Source organism: Haloarcula sp. JP-L23 (genome assembly GCF_011602445.1).
GTDB classification, from domain to species: domain Archaea; phylum Halobacteriota; class Halobacteria; order Halobacteriales; family Haloarculaceae; genus Haloarcula; species Haloarcula pellucida.
This window is the reverse complement of the sequence record NZ_CP050014.1, coordinates 3546924-3570835: the sequence shown is the minus strand read 5'-3', so window position 1 is coordinate 3570835 and position 23912 is coordinate 3546924. Positions and strand designations below refer to the sequence as shown.

The 23912-nt window shown below is 58.8% G+C and carries 20 protein-coding genes and 1 pseudogene; 5 read left to right on the top strand and 16 right to left on the bottom strand.

The genetic code is table 11. The annotated features are described in order from the left end of the window. Positions 1-14: 14 nt before the first annotated feature. Positions 15-245: a DUF4256 domain-containing protein gene (locus G9465_RS18630; RefSeq protein WP_166972762.1), complete on the bottom strand. Its 231-nt coding sequence runs from the start codon at positions 243-245 to the stop codon at positions 15-17. A 249-nt stretch (positions 246-494) separates the two neighbouring features. Between G9465_RS18630 and G9465_RS18625 the strand changes: the two genes are divergently transcribed. Further along, positions 495-4178 (top strand): ATP-binding protein, encoded by a 3684-nt coding sequence (locus G9465_RS18625; RefSeq protein ID WP_166972760.1) that lies wholly within the window; start codon positions 495-497, stop codon positions 4176-4178. A gap of 881 nt (positions 4179-5059) precedes the next feature. On the opposite strand, the gene G9465_RS18620 is transcribed toward G9465_RS18625, so the two are convergent. Further along, positions 5060-5911 (bottom strand): RNA ligase family protein, encoded by an 852-nt coding sequence (locus tag G9465_RS18620; protein WP_166972758.1) that lies wholly within the window; start codon positions 5909-5911, stop codon positions 5060-5062. A gap of 133 nt (positions 5912-6044) precedes the next feature. Between G9465_RS18620 and G9465_RS18615 the strand changes: the two genes are divergently transcribed. Further along, the gene (locus G9465_RS18615) at positions 6045-6497 is read left to right on the top strand and encodes a DUF3368 domain-containing protein (protein WP_227015630.1); all 453 of its coding nucleotides are present in this window, start codon (positions 6045-6047) and stop codon (positions 6495-6497) included. A gap of 80 nt (positions 6498-6577) precedes the next feature. Further along, complete coding sequence (locus tag G9465_RS18610) at positions 6578-6952, top strand: hypothetical protein (protein WP_166972754.1); 375 nt, start codon at positions 6578-6580, stop codon at positions 6950-6952. 148 nt (positions 6953-7100) lie between these two features. Here G9465_RS18610 and G9465_RS18605 read toward each other — a convergent pair whose 3' ends face one another. The 5 genes from G9465_RS18605 to G9465_RS18585 all read right to left on the bottom strand — a co-directional run bounded on the left by G9465_RS18605 (position 7101) and on the right by G9465_RS18585 (position 11122). Beyond that, positions 7101-8267 carry an ISH3 family transposase gene (locus G9465_RS18605; RefSeq protein ID WP_166972752.1) on the bottom strand — a complete coding sequence of 389 codons (1167 nt, stop codon included), beginning with the start codon at positions 8265-8267 and terminating at the stop codon, positions 7101-7103. 24 nt (positions 8268-8291) lie between these two features. Next, positions 8292-8504, bottom strand: a complete 213-nt coding sequence (locus G9465_RS25700) for an OsmC family protein (RefSeq protein ID WP_255491955.1) — start codon at positions 8502-8504, stop codon at positions 8292-8294. 1201 nt (positions 8505-9705) lie between these two features. Continuing rightward, a complete protein-coding gene (locus tag G9465_RS18595) occupies positions 9706-10122 on the bottom strand; it encodes a hypothetical protein (RefSeq protein WP_166972750.1) in 417 nt (138 codons plus the stop codon). Positions 10123-10369: 247 nt separating this feature from the next. Continuing rightward, on the bottom strand, positions 10370-10681 hold the full coding sequence (locus tag G9465_RS18590; protein ID WP_166972748.1) for an MTH1187 family thiamine-binding protein: 312 nt from the start codon (positions 10679-10681) through the stop codon (positions 10370-10372). Positions 10682-10858: 177 nt separating this feature from the next. Further along, complete coding sequence (locus G9465_RS18585; RefSeq protein ID WP_166972746.1) at positions 10859-11122, bottom strand: hypothetical protein; 264 nt, start codon at positions 11120-11122, stop codon at positions 10859-10861. Positions 11123-11526: 404 nt separating this feature from the next. On the opposite strand from G9465_RS18585, the gene G9465_RS18580 reads away from it, so the two are divergent. Beyond that, positions 11527-11994: a DUF5793 family protein gene (locus G9465_RS18580; RefSeq protein ID WP_166972744.1), complete on the top strand. Its 468-nt coding sequence runs from the start codon at positions 11527-11529 to the stop codon at positions 11992-11994. Between the two features lie 272 nt (positions 11995-12266). After that, a complete protein-coding gene (locus G9465_RS18575) occupies positions 12267-12830 on the top strand; it encodes a TATA-box-binding protein (protein ID WP_166972742.1) in 564 nt (187 codons plus the stop codon). Positions 12831-13124: 294 nt separating this feature from the next. On the opposite strand, the pseudogene G9465_RS18570 reads toward G9465_RS18575, so the two are convergent. The 9 genes and pseudogenes from G9465_RS18570 to G9465_RS18530 all read right to left on the bottom strand — a co-directional run. After that, positions 13125-13323 (bottom strand): annotated as a pseudogene (locus G9465_RS18570) (ISH3 family transposase); the annotation flags it as partial. 543 nt (positions 13324-13866) lie between these two features. Further along, positions 13867-14283, bottom strand: coding sequence for a hypothetical protein (locus G9465_RS25420; protein WP_193571719.1), 417 nt, complete (start codon positions 14281-14283; stop codon positions 13867-13869). Next, positions 14273-15439 carry a signal peptidase I gene (locus G9465_RS18560; protein ID WP_166972740.1) on the bottom strand — a complete coding sequence of 389 codons (1167 nt, stop codon included), beginning with the start codon at positions 15437-15439 and terminating at the stop codon, positions 14273-14275. Before G9465_RS18560 ends, G9465_RS25420 begins: the two co-directional genes overlap by 11 nt. Positions 15440-15523: 84 nt before the next feature. Next, complete coding sequence (locus G9465_RS18555; protein ID WP_166972738.1) at positions 15524-16186, bottom strand: hypothetical protein; 663 nt, start codon at positions 16184-16186, stop codon at positions 15524-15526. Positions 16187-16234: 48 nt separating this feature from the next. Further along, entirely contained in the window at positions 16235-16951 is a 717-nt protein-coding gene (locus tag G9465_RS18550) for a hypothetical protein (protein ID WP_166972736.1), read from the bottom strand. A 557-nt stretch (positions 16952-17508) separates the two neighbouring features. Further along, positions 17509-18678, bottom strand: coding sequence for a hypothetical protein (locus G9465_RS18545; RefSeq protein WP_166972734.1), 1170 nt, complete (start codon positions 18676-18678; stop codon positions 17509-17511). Positions 18679-18771: 93 nt separating this feature from the next. Continuing rightward, on the bottom strand, positions 18772-20451 hold the full coding sequence (locus G9465_RS25695) for a SipW-dependent-type signal peptide-containing protein (protein ID WP_227015628.1): 1680 nt from the start codon (positions 20449-20451) through the stop codon (positions 18772-18774). 97 nt (positions 20452-20548) lie between these two features. After that, entirely contained in the window at positions 20549-22222 is a 1674-nt protein-coding gene (locus tag G9465_RS18535) for a vWA domain-containing protein (RefSeq protein ID WP_166972732.1), read from the bottom strand. A 93-nt stretch (positions 22223-22315) separates the two neighbouring features. Next, positions 22316-23866: a SipW-dependent-type signal peptide-containing protein gene (locus tag G9465_RS18530; protein ID WP_166972730.1), complete on the bottom strand. Its 1551-nt coding sequence runs from the start codon at positions 23864-23866 to the stop codon at positions 22316-22318. Positions 23867-23912 lie beyond the last annotated feature (46 nt).

The following is a 23912-nucleotide window of genomic DNA, read 5'->3' as shown; positions in this document are numbered from 1 at the left end:
AGACGACAAACTCGCTATTCCGACTGGTCCCCGATACGATCTCGTGCACTTGCATTGATTCTGTCGGCAATGTCTGCGACATCAGCCTCTGTGAGTTCGCTTCCCGTAGTGAGTTCTTCCATTACTTCGAGTGCTTCAATTTTCTCTTGAATCGCTTGTCGAGTTACCTCACTCCAATTGATCTCTGGATGTTCTTCCATTCGTTCTTTGAGACCATCGTCCACGTTGACCGTGATTGTGGGCATACAGAGAACTATGCTGATACAGAATACTGTGTGCTCCAGTACACAGCGTTTCACACAATTCTCACTACCCAGGACTCACCCCTAAGTGATGCACTCTGAGTGTCCTGGGGTGCAACTCCGCATACCTCCAACCCTGTCCAGACCGACCCAACCCTGTCTAGAACGGCAGTACCTCCAACCTTGGGCCACAATTCGCCCGGACACGAGCGCTTAAGCAACCACCCAGCATCGACTCACCAACCAGTATCGATGGACCGTTCCCCACCGACAGACAACACCCTACCAGTCCCAGCCGAGGAAACGCACACTTACATCCGGATACAGCCAGCCGACGACCCACTTGATCCGGCCGTCGTCGAGACACAGGCCCGCCGACTACACCGCCTCTCTACCTCGTCCGAGGCGGGCTGGCTAACTCGTCTTCGCGAAGGCACCCAGCCACCGACGTTCGAGTGGCTGCTCGTCGGCGACGACGCGGGACTGTCCTACTACGTCACGAGTGACCAACCTGGGACATTGGACGCACTACAGGGCTCACTCAGAGCGCTCTTTCCGGACACCTACGAGTTCGAGCGCGTTCACGAGAGCCGGGCAGGAATCTTACATGGCGTGACCACTCCCACGACTGACGCTACTGAGACACCACACACTGCCGTCGAGTACGAACGACAGACGACACACCGCAAAGACTGGCAGACGAGTCTCACGCCTTTCGAGTCCTTCTACGAGGGAGAGTCCGATACGAATCGCGTTCCATTGGCCAGTGTCGTCGAGACCATCGCGAATAGCCCGTTTCCGATAGCCTTTCAGATACTCGTACAGCCGAAGGCTGACTGGTCACCGACGCTGGCCGAACGCCAACTCGATATCGAATCCGGCGAGGATTCCTTCGGCGGGAAGCTGACGAACGCACTCTTCGGGCCACCGGAAGACGAAGACGTCACGCTCACACGGGAAGCCGAACGGCGACTCGCCGAACTCGACGAGCGAGATCCGCGTTACTCCTTCGCGGTCAACGTCCGAGCAGTCGTTGGAACTGAAACGACGTCGCCCTCCAAGATGACCGGCCAGTCCCCTGAAGGTATCGCCGACGAACTGGCGACGGCATTCACGCACGTCTCACAGACGACCTACGAGATTCAGAGTCGCATCGCCACTGGCACGGAGGCTGACCGAATCAGACGGAACCTCGAAAGTGCGACGTTCCAGACCGACACAGCCACCCTGAGGGGGCGTTTGCCGTGGTCGACTAACCATCATCCAGTCATCGTCGTCGACGCGACCGAACTCGGGAGCTTCTGCCTACTCGACGGCGCTGGCCTCACCGCCGCAGGCCAACGCTGTGTCGATGCGACTCCAGCTGACCGCCAACCGCTCACTCACCCACCTGAACGCCAACTCACACGCTATCGGAGTGCAGGCATCCCGATTGGCCATCCACTCACACAGGACAACACGCCTGACCCTGACCCGATATCGCTCCCACCAGGTCTCCAGTCGCTACACCTCGCGTGGTTCGGGAAAACTGGCTCGGGGAAATCAACGAGTCTCGTCAACGCCATCCTCGACAACCACGAGGCCACAGACGGCGCTGACATCCTCATCGACCCGAAGGGAGATGGAATGCCCATCGAGTACATGCAAGCGCACTACGAGCGCTACGGCACCCTAGAAAACGTCCTGTACTTCGACTGCGCCGAACTGTTGCCCGCTTTCTCGTTCTTCGACATCCGTGACGAACTCGACCGCGGGATTTCACGCACCTCTGCCGTCGAAGACCGCGTCGATCACTACATCGAGATTCTGATTCAACTCATGGGCCGTGACCGCTTCGAGCAGGCCGTTCGCTCGCCGGACATCATCCGCTACATGACGAAAGCGATGTTCGATCCGGTCAGCGGCGAGGACGCCTTCAGTCATCGCGACCTCCATGGTGCGATTCAGGAGATGCACGACCGGAATACGGCACCGCCAGTCTCCGATTCAGATCTCGAACGCATGCTCGCCGGCGTCGTCGCCAACCGGGCGCGAACCTTCGACGAGATCATGCAGGGGGTAGCGAACCGTATCGAGAAAGTCCCCGTCAATCCCCGGCTTGCGCGTATCTTCAACCACGTACCCGATCGAAGTGAGGAGAGCGATGACCCGTACTTCGACCTCGTCGACTATTTGGATGAAGACGTGGTCATCATCTTCGACACGGGTCGGCTACGGAGCGAGGCACAGCGTGCACTCGCCCTCTTGATCCTCTCGAACCTCTGGTCGGCGCTCAAACGTCGTGCTCTCTCCAGCCAGCGAGCTGGTGTGGACGCCGTCAACGACGCCGCCGATACTGCTGCCGAAGACAAAGACGAGGACCGCCCGCTTGTCAACGTCTACGTTGAGGAAGCCGCCAGCATCGCCGTCTCCTCACTCCTCTCCGAGTTGCTCTCACAGTCTCGGAGTTTCGACTGTGCGCTCACACTCGCGATGCAGTTCCCGGCCCAACTTCAAGAAACGAGCGAGCGGGCCTACCGAGAAGTCCTGAACAACGTTTCGACTATAATCGCGGGGAACGTCGCCGTCGACGAGGAACTTACCAGACGGTTGGCGACTGACGAGATGCGTCCTCAGGAAGTAGGCAATCGGCTTCGTGCACTCCGGCGTGGGCAGTGGTTCGTCTCCCTTCCCGCAAGCTTCGACGAGGACGAACCCCGCCCGTTTCTGGTGCGCTCTCTCGCGCCACCGAACGGTCACCCTGCAGCGACGACGCCACCTCGACGACGTGGCTTCGAGACAGCTACCGATCACCTTCAGTCGCGCATGAGCGAGACGTCCGCGCTCAAGCTCATCGAACCGAGTACGGTCGAAGACGGAGAAGATGAGGATGCCGAGACGTCCGGACGAGTCGACAGTGCTCTACCCTACACGAACCGACTGCCGCCGACGGTCACATACGACGCATCGATACACGGCCTCTCCTGTACGGCGTGTGAGAGTCGCTACGACCCCGACAGTACAGGCATGCACCGGGCTATCGAGTGTTGTTCCTCATTCGACGACGTCGACCCGGATGACGTGCCAATCTGTGAGGTGAACCTCAAACTCTCGCCCGAGGAGCGCACAGAGACCGGATTTACTGATGCACAGCTCATGTTCGTCCAGACAGTCTATAACGCCCAGCAACTGCGCTATGACCCACCGGAGTACGATATTCTACACGACAGCATGCTCCGCCTGCAAGAGTACCTCAACGTCGAGAGCGACGCGATTCAGGACCTGCTCGACGACGGTATCCTCAGCCACGATACGGACCGCCCTCATCGCCTGTATACCGTCACGCCCGAGGGCCGCAGTCTCATCGGCGAGCACTATCGCAAGGGCGTCGACTACGGTCACGGCAAGGGCGACTTAGAGGAGACGAGTCAGCACGTCCTCGCTGTCGAAGTCGGCCGACGGTATCTGGAAGCAGCGTACGAGCACGATGATGATTCGCCAGTCATCGATGTCATCCCGTATTTCGAACTCGACGAGCGTGACTGTACAGTCGTTCCTGCCGCGAGTGCCATGGGTGGGAACGAAGACGAACTGACCGATGCTGCGAGCGAGTACGACCGGCATCGGATCGACGCCGTTGGCCTCGACGCAGAGGGCCGCATCGTCGTTACGCTCGAAGCGGAGCGCATCAATCACGACCTTCGGCGAGCAGTCCCTGAAGACTTCGACAAGATGGCTGCGTGCGACCCGGATGAAGCGATTTGGGTGACGATGTCCCACTCCGAAGCCCATCGCGTACTGAGTGCATTAAATGACCCACTGGAGGGCGACCCACGTATCGAGAAAACCTATTCCGAGAGTACGCCAGCAAGCGAGTTCCGTATCGATACACCGGGGTGTACGGGGATGTATACTGTGGAGCAAGTCCGGGATATGGTCGACGAACGCTCTGTGTGAGTAACACCTGTATGGTTTCTCGACTACTGCGGATACAGATTATGAGCACGATCATATTATCGCATACAGAATACTCAATCGGAACGCAGAACGCGAACGGCTCCGATATCACTTACCAGAGATGGACTAGCAGTAGGCTCGTTTGTATGGGTGACAGTGGGTGATCGAGACAACACCTATTACCGAATACTTTCGAGCAATTCTTGACACCGATCAACGTATTCGTCCCGGTATCCTGCACTCACCCAGTCCAACTCCTGTCCGTGACGCGGTATTCTGTCTTTTCACCTGAACGGTCACCTGAGTCGCGATTACCGACGCTTCAGTGACCCAACCTTGGGAAACCGCCCCGCCTAGGTGTAGGTATAGGAAGGAAAACGTGACTAGTGTGGATGGAACCAGAAACGCGTAGCGAACAGGCTGACGTACGAGGTCGCCGTCAGCGTTCCGTCGTCGGCATGCTGAAGCGTTCTTGACGGCGTCGACGGTTTCGTGCTCGAGATGACTCGCTAACAGAAGTAGACAGAAGCCAGACTATTCCTTTGCAGACAGACTCCAACCTTGGCAGCGTCTATGGGTTTGCCTATCTTTGGAAGCTATCGGGAATCAGTGAGAAAGTGCGCTCGTCGGTTCAGACACAGTGCCGTCGCCGTCGACAGACTCACTTGCCGTCGCCCTCGCGAGCCACAATCCGTTTCGCACAGAGCGCATCGTCCAACCCTTGGCTTTCAGTATTCATCTCACTCCTAGCGGGCATTCTTGACAACATTGGGGAGACAACGACTCCGTTAGAGGCACAGCGCACATCGAGAACTCTGACAGATATCGGTACAAGTCGTCACCGCTAACCAAGTATAAAGAGATGTGCGCAGCAATCCCTGTTAGCGGTCAGCGGTTCGGTCGTCGAGAAACGCCCGCGTCAGTACGGCTACTGCTGACCGGAACGCACCCATGTCGACGTTGCTCCGTCCATGGTAGAGGCGGCTGTACTCTTCCCGGATGATGGCTTCTAGAACACGGTGATAAAGCGCGTCGAACGTCACCGGTCGGCCACTGGCTTCGAGTGCTTCGACGACCCTCTCGAACCGACGCTGTGTCGCGTATCGTTCTGCCAATTCGGGTTCCAGCGCATCGACTGGGACCGGCCCGTTACACTCCCGAACGTCGGGATTTGGCAGTATCGCTCGCTGGCCGCGCTTGTTTCGGATAACGACGCCTTCTGGCGGCTCGTCGTACCATTGTGACTCGGGGAACGCGTACGAGTCGGGGTCGAAATACTGGGCTTGCTGTTCCCGCTCGAAGGCGTTCACAGGATGGAGGCCGAGACGTTCGAAGATTTGTTCGACGGCGTCCGGTGGACGGAACGTCTCACGGCTGACTGACCAGACATCGAAGCCGAGAAATGAAGGTGCCCGCTCCCAGTCGTAATCAATCGTGTGGCGGTGCATCGCCTCGCCGAAGAAGACGACGTCGAGGACGTCGTCGACGGCATTTCGAAGCGCCTCTCGGTCGAAGTTTTCTCGGATGTGTCGTACAGCGTGCTGGTACGGGTCGGGGACGGCGTCGGGGTCGTCGTAGACGCGGTCGCTGTCGCCGAAACGAACAAGTCCCGAGTCCTGCAACTGAAACCGGAGGAGCGCCCCGTCGACCTTTTCCAGGAGCCACAGGTGGCCCGATTCGAAGAGTTCGTCCGGTGCGTTCTCGACGCGTGGAATCGACGGGTACTGTTTCATCGGTTGGTGACTCACTGGGTAACGTGTCCTGCCCTACTCGCTCGACTCGTACGTAGTTTGGGAGCGGTGAACCGGCCGGTCGCTACTGTAGTATCTCGGTGAGGTCCTATGATATAGTGCTGGAAGAGAGGTGTTGACCTCGAACCAGGTCCACTCGGGTCACCCCGAGCGCGTTTACGAGGAGGTCGTCGCAACCGGCATCGAACAGGGGTCTCCGGACGCCCGCCGCATCGAGCGGAGCGTCGACGCCGACGGGTTCGATGTGGTGGCGGTTGAAACCACCCCACTGCTGTCGCGGCTCCAGCAGAATACCAACCTTAGCGATGCTGACGTCGCTGTCCTTGCCTGCGCCGACGCGCACGACGGTGTAGCTGTGATGGATGAGACGTATGAGCGTGACGTCGCCGCGACCGAGGACATCACAACCCGGGGCACGGCATATCTCGTCCTGAAACTCGCGAAGCAGGAGGCGATCAGTATGGACGACGCGCGAACCGTGATCGATGTGATGATCGACGAGGGATGGTATTGTGCGCCTGATGTCTATACGAAGATCGTGCAGACACTCGACTCACTCGCGGACTGACTGTCCCCGCTGGAGCACCGTTGCGATGTCTTGATCAGTCACTCGGCTGTCGTCATTCCTCATACCCGCTCTTCGACCAGATGCGTCTCAAGCAGGAAGCCGAGGCGGCCGCCGCGCGGCTCGAAGCGCATGCCGATCACGGGCTGCTCGGGCCACTTCGCCGCCGCTACGTCCGCTGGCTCATCCGCACATACCATGGGACGGTCTACTTCCGGGAATATCCCAAACAAGAGGCCGCCAAAGCGTTTACCGCATGGCGACGGGCACTGCTAGATGCCGGGGAACTGCTCGTCACTGCGACCCAACTTGACCACACCCTCGTCGACGTCGTCGCCCCGAACACCAGTCACCTACTCGAACGACCACACCGTCTCGATCGCTGGTGGCTCCGCGAGTGTCTGGTAGACGACACAGTATCAGTACCTCACAAAGCATCCTCGGCTAGCTGTTTCTGAAGTCTGAGTTCTGTGTCGGAGCGGTTGCACTGATGGTCTCGACGAGAGTATCATTGGGCGATTCGACGGAGAACGGTCGCTGTCGGCGGCGATCAGCCGCCGACGCGACAGCGTCGCCACTCACACCGCTGGCTAGTCCGGTTGGGAGTTACCGGTGGAACCGATCGTCTGGTGGCCGATTGGCGGGGACGGCCCGACGCACCGCGAGGGCCGTCCACGCTGCCCGACACAGCATGTTGATGAACTCTTCGAACGACCACGGCCAGAGGCGACGCCCGCCACGGCGGGGCGTCGCCACATATTCCCAATGGAGGTACCGCCAGACATTCTGCAAGAGTAGGCTTACCACGACGTACAACAGCCGTACAACTGGATTCTGCGTTGTAGTCGTCGCAATGCTTTGTTCGGAGAGCCGGTAGCTGGCCTCGATACCGAAGCGTTTCGCGTAGTGATATCGCGCATCTCGTGGTGTCTCAATAAACGGCGCGTCAGCGGCGTAGCCGTGACGCGCCACCCCGTGTTCGTCGTACCGTCCGTTTTGGTAGGTACAGTCGATGTAGACGGGAAACTCGACGGTCCAGCTGTGACCGTCGAGTTTCCCTGTCAACTCATGTTGAATGACTCGACTCCACCCTTCCGAGAGTTCCTGCTTGATCGTCTTTCCCCAGCGGACAATCGGCATTACGTACGCGTAGTTGTGAGCGTGAAGGAGCGTGAGACACTTGCTATCGTAGAATTCCCGATCAAGATAGACGGCCTTGACGCTGAGGTCAAGGCCGTCAAGGAGGCCAAGAAACTCAGCCAGGACACTGCTGGCGGTGTCGCCGTCGACGAGACGGCGCACCGCCAGCGTGTATCGTTTATTCTTCACACGCGCGTAGAGTGTCGCGTAAGCGTGGAACGCGGTGGTTCCACGCTTGGCTTCTGAGTGATAGAGGCCATCTGTCTCATCCTCGTCACCGTAGTAGGGCCGCAGGTGGAGGTCTGCGATGACCTCCACCTGCTCGGGAAGGACCTCTAGAACGTCCTTCTGGAGGAGTGCGTTCCCGACTTGTTCAACCGATGTTAGTTCGAACTTCTCGCGGAGGTGGTACAGAACTGTGTTTTCGTGGGGAGAGTCTTCACTGGTCTCACAGAGTTCGGATATCGAGGTCCCGTCGGCGCAAGCGCCGACGAGGACCTCGTAGATATCCTTAGCATCGAATTCAGCATTAGCTCCGAGACAGAAAGCAACTTCCTCGTCAAGGGTGTTGACGAGGAAGTTAAGAAGTTGGTCCTCGTGGATTTCATTGTCTGCTTGCTTGTTGGAGTGCACATCCTCAGCAAGCAGACGTTCTAACTAACCGGCTTTGTGAGGTACTGAGTATCGTTCAGTATATCTCTGGAGCGCCGCTTGAGTCTCCTCGTCGAGGTCGCCGTCGACAGACACGTCGAGGCGGACGTCCTCGAACCCGACCGGGACATCGTCCTTGATGCCTAGCGTCCCGCGAAGATCGAGATCACCGGTGGCCTCCACACTGATGTCGACGTCGATGCCGAAGTTTGCCGCCACGGCCTGCGCAGTCAGCTGCGAGCAGGCCGCCAATGCCCCCAACAAGGGTCTCCGGAGCAGGCTACCGCACCGGGCCCACCCGCGCCCTCGTGTAGTTCAGCCTCGTATATCGCCCGACCAATATCCACGCTGCAGGCCCGGACGTCGTCCTGCTCTTCACCGGTCGCAGTCAACGAGATCTTCGCTGCATCCGGGTTCTCCTCGTACTCGGTTTTCAACGGTTCCTGTGCTTCTTGCAAGTCAATATCTGTCATGCTCATCCAGGAATTGTTAGTACATCAATGTGATTCTTCTGCTGCTCTCGCTGTACTGGCCGACACATCTACAGAGCGATAGCTGAACGCCGTACTGGCTGTGGTCGATCGACGACGTCGACGTACCTGTCTCCACCTCATGGAGTGATTGGCCCACTCAGTACCTATTTGATGGCTATCGAGGCCGTCGACGTCGTCAGTTCCGACCGCCTCGATTCTATGCACCGTCGACAATGACCATGACAGCTATTGTCTAACATATTTCAAAAATCTTCATAGTGGTCGCTATTCTACGTTAGTATGTAGCGAGAACGTGAGGGCTCGCTGGACGATCAGTCTCCAACCATCTACGAGGATGGGGAAGAGGCTGGTTAGAGGTGAACACTGAATGGTCCATAATAGGGCCCCGAAGTCAAAGCCTCGAAGGAGAACCGAACCAACCCAGTACCTGTCCCGCCGTCGGGGGATGGGTAAGAAGACCAAGTAATGGACAGCACGGAAGTGGTGTTCGTGAAACTGGCGCGAGTCAGGGTCAATCCGTGGCTCTGACACACGTCAGAAGGGTCGTACGGGTTGGGGAACGCATCTCCCGCCCAGGTCCAATTCACGGTTCTCGCGAGCCGTTTTCGCCTCGTGAGTGGCATCTATATTTATACTCTTAATCAACCAATACAATATTAACCAGTGGAGAATCCGAGTCTAGATATTTGTACGGTAGATTGATTCATCCTTGGTCATTGGTAACACCCTGAACGAAGAGACAATGTCCGAGTGCAATAACTGCAGCCGATTCGTAACACCCGATTTCGTTCGCGTATTTGGTGACAACAGTGGCGAGCTAAATGGCTGTATTCACTGTCTGACGATAGCTGAACTCCAAGATGGTGGGGCGATCGGTGTCGACTGAGGAAAGGCAAGATTGCGCATTGCACTTACAGTATGATTTGTTAGATGATGTCGGTGAGAGAGCTGGCCTCAATGTCTTCTAGCTCATGTAGAACCTCCCGTCTCTCCCGTTCCAGGTCCTGCCGGTCACGCCAACGGCTTCGTCTCTCTTTCCGAAGTTCACGGTAGAACTCTCGAATCCGCTGCTTCAACTCGTCTCGTCGTTCATTTTTGCTACGAGCCTGTTTGTACAGTGTTTCTAGCTGGTCGAGGTACCAGTCCAGCTTTGACTCGATGTCGGCCACAGTTTCGTCGTGAATGGCTTCGCGGCGGTCTAGCTGCTGCTCAATCCGTCCAAGCTCGTCTTCCAGCCGCTGCCTCGCATTCTCTTCCGACTGTTCAAGCACCGCTTCGACGTCGAACTCTCGGCTCTGCCCGTTGAGCACAGTTTCCCAGCTATCGTAGTCAAAGTAGTCCACACCACAGTATCGGGAGAAGAAAAGAGAAGTTGGTTAGTCTTCGCCGTGCTGCGTTAGCCGCCGGAATTCCTTTGCCTTCTCCCTATAGAATAGGGGCAGCTCCTCAACTTCCTCTTCCGACCACGACGCAACCTCGGCCAACAATTGCTCGGCCTCGTGAAGATCGCGTGTTAATACCCGACTCATCACTATCGAAATTAGTTCAGCGAGAGATTTACCGACGCGGTGACGCCGGGTTACAAATGGGCTATTGGTTACGCTTCGGTTCGCGGCCGAGCACACTTGCGACGGACTCGACACGGTCCTCGGCGTGTTGCTCACGGTTCCGCTGTTCGTCAACCTCGAGAGACGTGATGACACGGTCGGCTTCGACCGCGTTGTGTGCGGCCTGAACGGCATCAAACACCTCGTCGACGTCTTCAGCCTCGATGACCGTATCCGTCGCGGTCAGTTCGTACGAGATGTCGAAATCGTCGAGTGCGTCGATTGCCTGTGCGATGTCCTCGGACAGACTCCCGTTCTGGACCGGAATGACCTCGAATCTGGCTATGACAGTCATGGGTTCCACTCCAAATTGGCTGTGTATGGCAGGGGCACGCCAACCCCGATCTATAGTGACCTACGTTAACAACCACCATATAATTTTGCAGTTTAAATATTCTGATGACTTATCGGTACCAGTACTTGCCGCAAAACCAGGCTCACCAATATCGACACTTCCTTTCTAGTCACGCGGTTACTTTTCTAATAAAAAGCCGTATTGTGTGACATCAGTGATGGTCCCGCTGTACGTGTCACCTGTGTCGCCGTCGGTGACGACAGTCTGCCATCCATGCATGGTAGTTATCGGTATATCCCCGAACCTATCCTGCAACCCCTCCGGGAGTGCCACGCCAATATTTGGGCCGTGGTGCTTGATCAGTATCTGGTCGCTTACAACTTGGATTTCGTGGCAGTCGTTAGCCTCATCAATGAGAGTGATACGTGTCTTAGCCACCATGTGAGAGAATGCCACAGACGAGATAGTAAACCTATGGCTCCTACCCATCTTTAGTGGCGGATCTAAGGTAAACTACCTCGTGGTCAAGCCCCGTGGCATCCGCCTCAACCGCCTGTGAAAGCCCCATCATGATCTGCCCACAATTCCAACAGGCTTCTAAACCATTCATTTTACGGAAAGGATAGGGAGACCAAGTAACACTGCGTTGCCTAGACGGAGTGTAGAAGGCCGACTTGTTGACGGCCCAAGGGTGTCATACAACGGTTCGCATACCTGTTCCCCCCTCCCTCAATTCGGTCAGTATGGGGGAACAAGGTATCAAATTCCGGATTATCTCTTGAGGGGTCGTTCCTGCCGACAGCAGTACGTTCATAGTGTGTGGGTGAGTAACACACAGTGCAAGAATGCGCCGTGATAGCCGCGATCTAGAAATTCACACCGGTGATCGAAGCGAGGACGGTGCGCTGCCTGGACGTCCGACGCTCAGTGTCCACTGTCACGACGAGACGGACGCAGTCGGCGCCCGTTTGAACAGGGGTAATGGTGAGGTACTCACAGGGTCCGATCTCGATGTAGCTTTCCGCTTCCAGACATCGACTAAAGAGGATGAAAACACCGGTATCCTAAGCGTCGCCGACCGCACGACGGGCGCGTTCATCATCGAAGTACCCACCTCTTCTAGGCCGATCGACGAGTTCGTCCGTGTCGCACGCCGGAATGGCGACACAGCTACAGACAGCACCTACGCTATCCGCCTGTTACTCAATAATGATCCCGTCATGGTTGATGAGAAGCGGGCCTTCCTCGTCTATGCCGCTGATGGAACGCTCCTCCGTCACTGCAGTCTCATCCCTGCCGATATCGAGATATAACCACGTTGAGAGCGACGACAGTTCTCCTCCCCCTCCTCTCCGCTACTCCCGCAGCGCTCAGAACAGACTGAAAACTCGCGATCTTGCTCTGAGATACCGTCGGATATGAGTCCGTAAGTAGTGTCGACACTCCAAATCGGCGAATATCTTCACAGAACTGTGGGACGGGTATGACGGGGCTTGACTCTGAGGGAGGTGACGAAGGGATATCTCACAGTCTATTCAGGAATAGCAGGCCGCATTTATATACACACTACCTAGGTTTGCTAGCAATGACCGATCCAAAGGAAACTCTCTCTATCGAAAACGTCGTCGCCTCAACGAGTATCAATCAAGAGCTTGACCTTGAAGAGCTTTCTGAGGACCTTGAGGGAGTGAGCTACGACCCAGACCAATTTCACGGGCTCGTCTATCGAACTCGAAACCCGAAATCGGCGACTCTTATCTTCCGTTCCGGGAAAATTGTCTGCACGGGAATTGAGAGCATTGATAATGTTGAAAAAGTGGTGGACTTCACTTTTGACCTTTTCAGTGAGTTAGGGCTGGACGTTCCTGATGAACCAGAATTTACGATCCAGAATATCGTGACGAGCGGTGATCTCGGGCAGCCACTCAGTCTGAATACTATCGCTATCGGCCTCGGTCTAGAGAATATTGAGTATGAACCCGAGCAGTTCCCTGGCCTCGTCTATCGGCTTTCAGAGCCTGAAGTGGTAATCCTTCTATTCGGCAGTGGGAAGCTCGTTATTGTTGGCGGAGAGCAACCTGAGGATGCAGAGAACGCTATCGAAACTGTTCAGACGCAACTGGTCAACCTTGGATTGCTCAATGGGTAGTCCCGGACCCAGTCGGTCGTCCACCTCGCTTTGAAGAAGTTAACAGCTTGCATGAGATGCATTTTCTACGACATCCAAAACAGACGCCAGGACTCCTCGCTCTACTCTCAGTCGATCACATCGACAGCCACACGATCTCATCCAGTAGACGCTGAATCTGCTTGAGCTGTGCTCGGACCGTCTCGAAGAGATGGTGAAGGTGATTTTCGGCACTGGACAGTCGCTGTCGGCGGCGGATCGCCGCCGACGCGACAGCGTTTCCACTCACGAGTGCCGCCCCAACTCGGAGGCAGACTACCGGAAGAACCGTTCGTCGAGTGGTTGATTCGCTGGGACAGCCCTGCGGACACCAAGCACTGTCCAGGCAGCGCGAACCACCATCTCACAGAACTCTGCAAACGGTCACCACCAGAGGCGGCGACCCCCCGTGGCGGGGCGCCGCCACGAACATCCAGTGGAGATACCGCCAGACGTTCTGAAGTAACAGACGCACCCTACTCGCGCTACCGCGCTCGTTGAGGGCGGGGCTTGCGTGCGGTTTCTCGGCATGGGACTCATGCCGAGGAAAGACGCTTGTAGCGCAGGGCCAGACGCCAGCGGCAATGTAATTAGACGTGACCTCCACTCGACCCCGCGACCGAGGTCACGGGAGACGGAGAGGCACATGGCGTCACGTTCGCTTCGATGGTCCGTCTTTCGGGGTCGGTTGACTGCGACCCGTCCATGCCGAGAAACGCACCGTGGCCTCGTTGGCACGCCAGCCCTCACGGACTGTCTGTGGCCCGTCATGGACAGTCAGAGGTTGTCGCACTCGGTATTATCGTTTCGCACGCCCTCCTCCCCTCCCTACTCACTCACTCCGTTCGTTCGGTGAGGAAGGGGACTCCGCGCGACCGCCGAGTTGATAACAAAATCAAGCAGCTGCTCTTCCTCTAGTTCACTGTCTGCTTGGTTTGGGTGCACACCATATCCAAGCAGACGTTCTCTCTAAGCCGATGTGATCGACTGAGTCTGGGTTTGTGTTTCGGTCGCAGTTTCAGTCTCGGTCCCGTCGCGGTGTCTTCGCGGTGTCTGTGGTTGTCTCGGTCTCGGTCCCCGTCGCGGTGTCTGTGGTTGTCTCGGTCTCGGTCCCCGTCGCGGTGTCTGTGGTTGTCTCGGTCTCGGACGTCGTCTCGGTGTCTGTGGTTGTCTCGGTCTCGGACGTCGTCTCGGTGTCTGTGGTTGTCTCGGTCTCGGACGTCGTCTCGGTGTCTGTGGTTGTCTCGGTCTCGGACGTCGTCTCGGCCGTCCCGTCTACGTTCCCGGCGTTCCCGACAGAGAACGAACTGACCACCGACTCGCTATCGCTCAGTACGCTCACCGTGTAGAAGCCCCCGGTACCGGTCGTGAGGACGATGGCCGTCACGACCACCAGAGCGGCGATTTTCTGGCCGGACGTCGGATCAGGTGTCATCGGAGTCCTCCTCTATTCGGTACTCGATAGCTTCGGAGTCGTTCTGCATCGACGATCCGTTCTTTGGTTCGTCCGACTGTTCATCCACCACGGGCGTTGCGGGAGCGGCGTCGGACTCCTCGGTAGCGGGTGCCGACAGCGTCTCCGCGATCGGTTCGTTCGCCGACTGACAGCGGTAGATGTGATCGTCATTCGGGAGGTACCATTCGTTCCCTGCCGGATCCCAGAGAACACAGCGGCCCATATCCTTGGCACAGGCAGCGACCACCTCGACTGACTCGACGGGCACGAGAAGGGCGTCGTCAACGGAGACGGGTGCAGTGACCGCCGGTGGCGTTCCCGAGTCGATGTCTGCAGGACTATCAGACTCGTCCTCGCCATCCGTGGCCGCTCCATCGGTCGAGCCGCTACTGGAGACGACCATCCCGAGGCCGACCAACAGACTGACCCCGGCCGCAGTCGTTATCGCGGCCGCGACACCCGACCGCATGTCGTAGGTAATCCAGGCGCTGACTACTGTCAGGGCCGCTGTCGGAATGAGTGCGAGTTGGATCTCGCTCGCCGAGAGCGTTATCGTCTCCCTGCTGTCGTCCGTGCTGTCCGTGGGAGCGGACTGACCGGCCTCGTCGTCGCCGCCAGCTGCCGCTTCTTCACTGGACTCGTTCGCTGCCGTGAAGAAGACCCACACTTCGTTCAGTAGCAAGAGCCCGAGGGGAACGACGACCAGCGCAGCGAATCCGTAGGTCGTATCGGCGAACGTGAGGACATGCCCAATGTACGGAAGCGTCAAGAACACGTCCCCGACGACCTGTTGCCGTGGCACCGGAGTGGGGTCACGCTCCTCGTTCGCGTCGCCTTTGGTGACGTACACCTGCTGCCCGTTCTGAGTCGTGACGTCGACAACCCGGTGAGTCGTCGGGAGTCTGTCGTCGCCACGGGTGTACGTGACGACGTCCCCCTTCTGTATCGCACCCGGCGTGTGGTCGATGATGACGACGTCACCGACGCCGATAGCCGGTTCCATGCTCCCACTGACGACTACGTGACTCGAGTAGCCGTCTGCGAGGTTTGCACCACCGACGGCCGCGAACGGCAGGACGACTGCCACTAACGCGAGCGTCCCGAGGACTTTGATGGCGCGACTAACTCCGGACACGTGCCTCACCTCCGTCGCCCGGCCACTCCACCCACTCTGTTCGCTGATTGGTTCTGCGTCGTCGATAGGGGTTCGTTCTGTCCATCATGCTGATTCGTTTCGGTTGTCGCACTGTCGGGCGTGAAAATCGAGAGCGAGGCTCAGGGACGTGTCGGAAAGACTGTCGGTTCTTCCGGTAAATTCCCATTCGAGACCCAGACCAAGTGGTTGACACCCGACACAGTCGCCCACCGCCACCGGAACTGGTTCCGTCAGGAACTGTGTGAGCGTCCCCGTGTACAGCGGCGAATCGCCGGGGGTGCTACTCGCATCTGGCGTCTCCTCTCTCCACAACGTGGCCTCGATGGCGTCGGCCAGGTCGGCGTCTCCTTCCGCGCGGACGCGAACTGTCACATCCGAAGGAGTGTCACAGACCACGAAGGCGACGATGGCCCGCCCGGTTGCGTCGGGTCCGATGTCGTCGAACGAGAATTGGATCGTCTGTTCCCGCTCGAACGATTGCGGAAACTCGTCGACGGGCTGTGTCGGGGTGGTTGTCGTCGTTCCGTCGTAGGTGACGGCTGCTGCCATCCGGAGATCCAGTTGCCTGCCACCTACCAGTCCGGGGTAGGTTCCAGCGTCGTTGAGTGTCGCCCGAGTGCCGCCCTGTGTGGTGAGGCTGTGGAGGAACGATCCGCCCGTGAACCCGATCACCCCCGCGGCAGCGGCGTTCTTGAGTAGAGAGCGGCGGTCCCACTCCTCAGTCATGGCTGTTCCTCCCTTGTCGGACCTCCAGCAGCCCCCTCCGTAGGGAGGTCATGAGTTGCGCCCCCCGCTCGATTCGAGCACGACGTCGAACGCAACGGTGACCTGATCCGATTGCACCGCGTTCGATACGGTTTTGTCGAGGTGCCAGTCGAGCCCGAGACAGAGCGAATCCGAGGGAGTGAGACAGGACACTTCGACCGGCGACGACGAACCTGAGAGTGTATCGGTGACAGCCGACAGTGGTCCGCTCGCCAGTACTTTCTCGCCGGGATCCCGACGCCCATTACACGGGAACAGGACGTTCGACCGGAAGGGGCCGGTGTCGTACCAGACGGTGGCGTCGATAGCCTCGTCCAGCACTGTCGAGGCGTCGGCCTTCCGCTCGGGCTCGGTTTCGCCCTGTTCGCTGACGTCCTCAACGCGCATTTCGAAGGAGAGACACGTTTCAGGCTTGCCCTCCGATGGTGGCACTGTCATATGCAACAGCACCCCGCCCGAGTCGCCGGGGAGAACGTTCGATGTCACGAACGTCGGCAGCTCTCCCTCGGGTGTCTCCGAGTCGACTGACGCTCGGTCGACGACCTGTCCGTTGTACTGCTCGCGCCACTCGATGGTGAGTACGGGCGTGTCGTCCGCGTCGGTGAGGACGGTCGCATTCGTGTACTTCGTCTCGGCCAACCCGAACTGCGCTATCGCGACGGACGCCACTCCCGCCGTTCCGAGCCCGCCGAGGATCTGCCGACGCGTGATTCGACGGTCTGTCATCGACTGCGAAGCGGCCTCCCGATGGCTGTGGCCCCGTGATTCGATTGGTCCGTGACACTCGCCGGTTGCTTCTCGGCAGCTGTGAGAGTCGAACCGTGAATACCTCTCTCTCGCCTGGTTCTGTACTCGTGCGCGTGTTCGGACACGCTGGTGTCCGGTGACTCTCTGAACGGCCGTTCGCTTTGCATATTCTATCACACCCATCGGCCCGGCAGCGTGGGAGTCCCACTCGACTGTTAGACAGCCAACAGCCATCGGTCGCTCACTTGAACGACCTGTTTGGCGGGTTGCTGCCGATTACCGTGTGGGGGGTCGGTCGGTCTGGGCTTATCTAATGAGTCAATTGGTCGAACCGACGGCGAGACGTGCCGTTTCGGCTATTTTTCAGTCGTGGACTGATTCCCCGAGACTGCTCTTTAGAGACCGCCTGATTGCGTGGACATTTTCGATCATTCGGGAAGCAACAGCCTATGACATGCTGATCGAAGTTTGGACTGTGACGGTGAGTCAGCGTATCGGTCGACGAGAAGGGACTAATCGAATGCGCCGGGTCGAACTCACTCCGACGGCATTCGGGACCCGTCGTTGTGACGGCACTGCTCGGTGTAGAAGCCGAGATCGAATCCGATGGAGTCCGTCTGGATTTCGTTGGCGTGGTCGACCGGCAGCCACCACGCGAAGCAGACGTACCGGGTCGTCGAATTCGGGTAACAGTCGCGCTCGGTCGTCCGCGTGTCGGCGTCGAGCGGGATGCCACCGTCGGCCGCGCTTTCGAGGACGTCGCGGAGGGTTCCGTGGGCGACGATGCGTTCGTCCCCGGTAAGGTCGATAGTGCTGTCACTGTCGACGTCGTGCGGTGAGTAGACGACTTCGGTCGGTTCGAGGACGTTGTCGCCGTCGTCGTGCCAGACCAGCGCGTGGATGGCGTCGAGGAGCTCGCCCGGGTTGTTCCCGTTCGCGTTCGTCCCCGACTCGTCGTCGTCTTTCTCTTCGGGTTCGGTCATGCCGTTGTCGGCGTTCTCGAGTATCTCCGCGTCGAACCAGATGTACCCTGGGTTGTTGAACAGGTGAAGGCTGAACGTGACCTCACCGAAGTCACCCGGCTTGACGTCTTGCAGATACACGAGCGGATCCCCGCGAGAGGATTCGGTTCGTAGGTCGGAGTCCAGTTCATCGGGGACGTTCGCGAACTGTGACCGGAACTCCTCCTCTATTTCCTCGGGCGACAAGGTCGTCATTTTGCTGAGTTGGTCGCGGGTGTATATCGTATCCTGAATCCCGTCGTCGTCCTCGTCCGGGAAGGCTTCGATAGCCGTGTTCATCATGAAGTCGTCGACGAACTCGTCGGGCACCGCGACGAGTGGCACCATCGGAGTAGGGAGTCCCGTGTAGCCGTCGGGGACGTTCGTCGGATCGCCGTCTGTCATCAGGACCTCGAAGTTCCCGGTGCCATCGTCGTCGGTATCTCCGTCCCCGTCGAGGTCGGTCTCGTCGCCTCCGAAGTCGTCCGTCCGGTCGTCGTTCTCGTCGACCGACCAGTCGGAATAGTGTTCCTCCCAGTCAACTAGCATGTCCAATTCGCCGGCGACGAGTTGACTGTCGCGGAACGTCTCCGTGTCGCTGAAGAACGCCGTCGTTCCCAGTCCGGCACCGGTCGATGCGAGTCCAACACCGCCGAGGCCGGCGAGCACCTTCCGCCGTGATAGTTCGAGTGTATTGTTGGTCATGGGGTCCCTCTCCAGGGAAGACCCACCGGCGGAGTCGAACCGCCTGTCGTGCGCCCGCGTGGGTCAAACGTTCGTGAAACGATGCTACTGGTTCTACTGTCGCTGCATCCCGGAGCCGTCGTTGTGGCGGCACTGTTCCGTGTAGAACCCGAGGTCGAAGCTCACGCTGTCGGTCTGGACCTCGTTGCCGTGGTTGACCGGGAGCCACCACTCGAAGCCGAGGTAGGCGGTGGTGGAATTCACGAGACAGTCACGAGGCCCACCATCGGGCGGTGGAACTTCCCCATCTTTCGGGCCTCTGATGAGACACAGCTCTATGTAGCTGATTCCCGGGTCCTCGTTGCCGCCTGGATTCGTCGGTGCAGTGAACCACTTCTTTCCGTCAGAATCGTCAGCCCCTTCATCCGGTCCGTCCGGATCTGACGACGGGCTCTCGCCGTTCGGCGGCACGCAGATGTTGCCCCTATTGCCGCCCTTGACGATGACACCCGCGGCGTATGCTGAACCGGTCGAGCTATCGGTAGTATTCTTGAATCGGATATTCTCCAGCTCGACTTCGGATGGCTGACCGTCGTCCGTGTTATTGACGACCAGCTCGACCTTGTACTCGTAGTCGCCAATCGTCTTCGTGAGCGTGGTATCGCTGGTCGGCAGTTCACCACCCTCCCACCGTGGAGCGGCGTCGATAACGTCGTCGCTGAAGAAATCCTCACAGCGAGGCTGGACATCCGTCGTCTCGTAGCACTCGTACTCGACTGGATCGGTCGTCGTATCACTCAGATCTATCCCGTCGGTGATATGAGTGGAACAGAACCTGGACGCGTCTAAGGGCACGCCGGGGTCGCTATCGAGACTGTTGAGTACCTCCCTGAGAGACCCACGGAGGGTGGGCACATCACTGATGCCTTCTCCCACGAGTGGTTCGAACTCTTCTTTGCGATTATTGCCCGACGATGCAACCGAGTCGGTCCCGCTGGACCCGTCATACCAGACGCGCGCCTGAATCTTGTCGAGGAGTTCGACAGTACCTCCGTCTGAATCGTCGGAGTCCTTCAGCACGACGTTACCGTCGGCATCGAGTGTCTGGTCTTCGTCGTCGTCCTTCCGTTCGGGTTCAGTCAGTCCGTTCTCGCTCCCAGAGATGTTATCCGCGAACATCCACAGATATCCGGGGTTGTCACAGAGGTGCAGGCTGAAGGTCACCTCACCGAAGTCGCCCGGCTTGACGTCGTCGAGCGAGATGAGCGATTTGTACTCTTCGTTCTCCTCGTCGTAGGTGTCCGAGTTTCGCGTGCGAAGCCCATTCGTCGGATCGAGGTCTTCGGGTGTATCAGCCCCGATATTGCAGATGTCGCCCGGATTTGGCTGTGAGTCCGTCAGGGCTTCCAACGTCGCATCGTAATCGTTGATGGTGTCGTTGTCCGTGTCGGGGAATGCTTCGACAGACGTCGCCGCCATGAACCCGTCTTCGTCGGAGAACTTCAGCATGATGGGCTCACCGGCGTCTCCTCCCGGGAGCACGTAGTCTGCGGTATCTTTGGTCGACGCCATTCCGGCGTACTGCTCCTCGTCGCTGGACCAATCGGAGTAGTGCTCCTGCCAGTCCATCTTGAGGTCGAGTTTTCCGGCCGTCAGGGTGTTACCCTCGAACGTCTCCTCGTCGCTGAAGAACGCCGTCGTCCCCAGACCTGCGCCAGCCGAGGCCACGCCGACGGTGCCGATACCGGCGAGGACCTTTCGGCGTGACAGTTCGATTATGTTGTCGTTCGTCATTGTTGCCTTCCCCGTCTCGGGGAAAGACCCACCGGCGGAGTCGAACCGCCGCGGTGCCACCGTGGGCCGGTCGCTGTTGGTCGATGCTATCGTTTGGTTACGCTTCGGGAGCCTGCCCGGTGCCGTCGTTGTGGCGGCACTGCTCCGTGTAGAACCCGAAGTCGAAGCTCACGCTGTCCGTCTGGATCTCGTTGGCGTGATCGACCGGGAGGTACCACGCGAGGCCGATGTGGTTGGTATCGGACGGCTTGAAACACTCGCGCTTGTCGCTTCCCGGCCCGTTCGGGTCGGAGTCGCCCACACCGTCACCCGGCACTTCGTCAAACGCTGTCGTCCGGTTCCCGTCGAGCGGTATCCCCGGGACGTTCCCGTCGCCGTCCTGCGCAGTCGTCAGCGCGTCCTTGAGGTCACGGAGCGACCCGCGGAAGAAGACCTCCTCACCGAGGACGACCTGCGCGAGGTTCGCGATGGCGTTGGTGAGGTCTGAAGTAAACTCGACGTGTGCGTCGTCAACGGGACGGGCGAACGTTTGGAGGTCCGACTCACTGGAACCTCCGGTACCGATGGCGAATATTTCGTCGGTGTTGTTGTTGATCGCGTTATCGGCCGCGGTACTCGGATCGCCACCAGATATACCGTCGGTGACGACAATCTGGACCTTGCGTGCGTTCGGTTCCGCACAGTCCGCGAATTCGGCGTCCGCTTTCTCGATACCGAGGTCGATTCTGGTTCCGCCACTCGCGTCGATATCTTCGATATCTTCTTCGACTTCGACGAGTTCGTAAGAGTCAGGGGTACCAGAAACTCCCCCGTTCTCATTGGTGTCTTCGTCTAGTTCGAGCTGGTATATCGCGTCACTATCGAAGTCGACAACACCGACCTGATTTCTGGAATCGGCGTTCAGGATTGCTGCAGCGAGTTGCTTCGCACCAGTCTTTAGCTCCTGGTTTCGACTCACACCGTCGCCGTCCTCAAGTTCCATCGACCCCGAGGAGTCCAGAACCAGCATCGCACAGACGGGCCGTCCGTCCCCGACGTCGAGGACGTTGTCACCGTCCTGATCGTACCACGCGACGGTCTGGATGGCGTCGTAGAGTTCGACGACGCCGTCTTTCTCGTCGTCGTCGTCGGCTTCCGGTTCGGTTGTGCCGTTCTCGGACGCACTGAAGTTTGCACCCTGCATCCAGACATATCCTGGATTGTCACAGAGGTGGAAACTCAGCGTCAGTTCGCCGAAGTCGCCGGGTTTCACGTCCGAGATGTTGAGCAGTGGTTCGGGGTCGTTACCCTGCCCGTGATCAGAAGTCCGGAGGTCCGACCCCAGTGCTGTATCGAGGTCCGCATCGTGCTTACAGATGCTCTTTCCGTCGGGGAACACTGGGTGACCGATGTCGTTCTGGTTTTGGGCCCCGTCGTCGTCTGGGTCGGGGTACGCCTCAATGGACGTGTTGTCCATGAACGTGCTCACGTCGTCCCTGTGCACCCAGATGAGGGGGTTGGCAGGGTCAGGGAGGCCGACGTACCCCTCTCCAGGGTCGCTCATCTTGACATCGTTGCTCAGTCCATCGCTCTCGTCTTCCGACCAGTCGGAGTAGTGTTCTTCCCAGTCGACTTTTAGGTCCAGCGCACCAGCGGTCAGTTTGTTGCCGTCGAACGATTCCTCGTCGCTGAAGAACGCCGTCGTGCCGAGTCCAGCGCCGACGGAGGCGACCCCGATGGTCCCGAGTCCGCCGAGCACTTTCCGCCTCGATAGCTCAAATTTGTCTGTCATTTGTCGTGCTTCCCCGCTCTGGGGGAAGGCCCACCGGCGGAGTCGAACCGCCGCGGTGCCAGCGTGGGCCGATGTTCGTGGATCGATGCAGGGTCAGGCGTTCTCGGGTGCCATGCCCTCGCCGTCGTTGTGGCGGCACTGCTCCGTGTAGAAGCCGAGCGAGAAGGTCGCCGAGTCCGTCTGGATCTCGTTGGCGTGGTCGACCGGGAGCCACCACGCGAAGACGGCGCTGTGGACGTGGTCGTGGTCGTCCGCAGACCCTCGGAAACACGCCGTCGGGAAGTGACCGAGCGAGTTCCCGTTCAACGAGGGATTCCGGTAGTAGACGTCGGAGACACTGTTGCTCCCTCCGGACGTGTTACCCAGACCGGCACCCATCGCAACCACCGTGGCGTCGCTAGTAAAGGCGTCTTCGGGCGACGAACCCAGAGAGGTGTGTCCCGACGAGGTAGCCTCCATCCAGCCGTTGGAAACGTTGCTGATCTCGTCGCCGACGTTCCGGGTCTGCCAGGTGTCTTCTATCGTTCCGTCCCCAGCGCTGCCTGCATTCCGCCAGACGACGTGTTGCGTGCCGTCGGGTTCCTCGATTAGCAGCCAGACCTCATCCGGATTCGCGTTCGTGCTGTCGGCGCCCTCGTAGTATTCGTAGGTGAGACTACTGATGTTGCTGATCGTCTCCTCAACTGGAACGACTGTCGTCGCGTAATCCTGCGTCTCCTGACCGCCGGAGGTTCCATGAGCGACCTTGCTACCCCCGCCTGCCGGGTCGTCGACGAGTTCGAAATCCACGTCGTAGTCGCCACCACCGTCGATGTCGAATCGGTTGACGCCGTACGCGGTGAAGCTTGTTGGCGCAGGCTTGCTGCTGGAGGCATCTATCTTCCGCCCGTCGATGCGGACACCACGGTCGGAGCCACTCGCTTCCAGCTCGTTTAACACTTCCTTAAGCGACCCGACAACGAGTGGTTGCTCACCGCCGTTCTGGAAGTTATTCCCGTCGTCGAGCCAGACGGCAGCCTGAATCGTCTCGGCGAGCTCGCCATCGAAGTCGTCGTTAGGGTCGTCTTGAGTCTGTGACTCTTGGTCGTCATCCGCCTCAGGTTCGGTGACCGAGACCTCGTCGTTCTTGACGAGTTCGCCGTTCATCCAGACGTAGCCGGGGTTGTCACACAGCACGAACGAGAACGTCACCTCGCCGAAGTCGCCCGGCTTGACGTCGTTGAGGTTGATGACCGGTTGGTCAAGGTCCCCAGCGTCCGTCCCGTTGGGACAGGACGCATCGCCGTCGGCTCCGGTTTGCGTGTTCGCGAGGAACTGTTTCGCGTCGTCGGCGTCTTGCACCGAGATCATCGAAGCGACGTTCGACGGGAGGCCGACCCGACCGTCCGCTACTGGACCTCCACTCGGGTCGGTCATCTGCACCTCGCCGTCGAGACCGTCGTCCTCGTCCTCCGACCAGTCGGAGTAGTGGGCCGAATAGGCCGCCTTCATGTCCAGACTGCCGGCCTGCAGTTTGTTGTTCTCGAACGTTTCCTCGTCGCTGAAGAACGCGGTCGTGCCGAGTCCAGCGCCGACGGAGGCGACCCCGATGGTCCCCAGTCCGCCAAGCACCTTCCGCCTCGACAGTTCGAAGTTGTCTGTCATTGGTTTCAGTGCCCAGCAGTGCGGTAGTCCCACATGCCGGACGTGG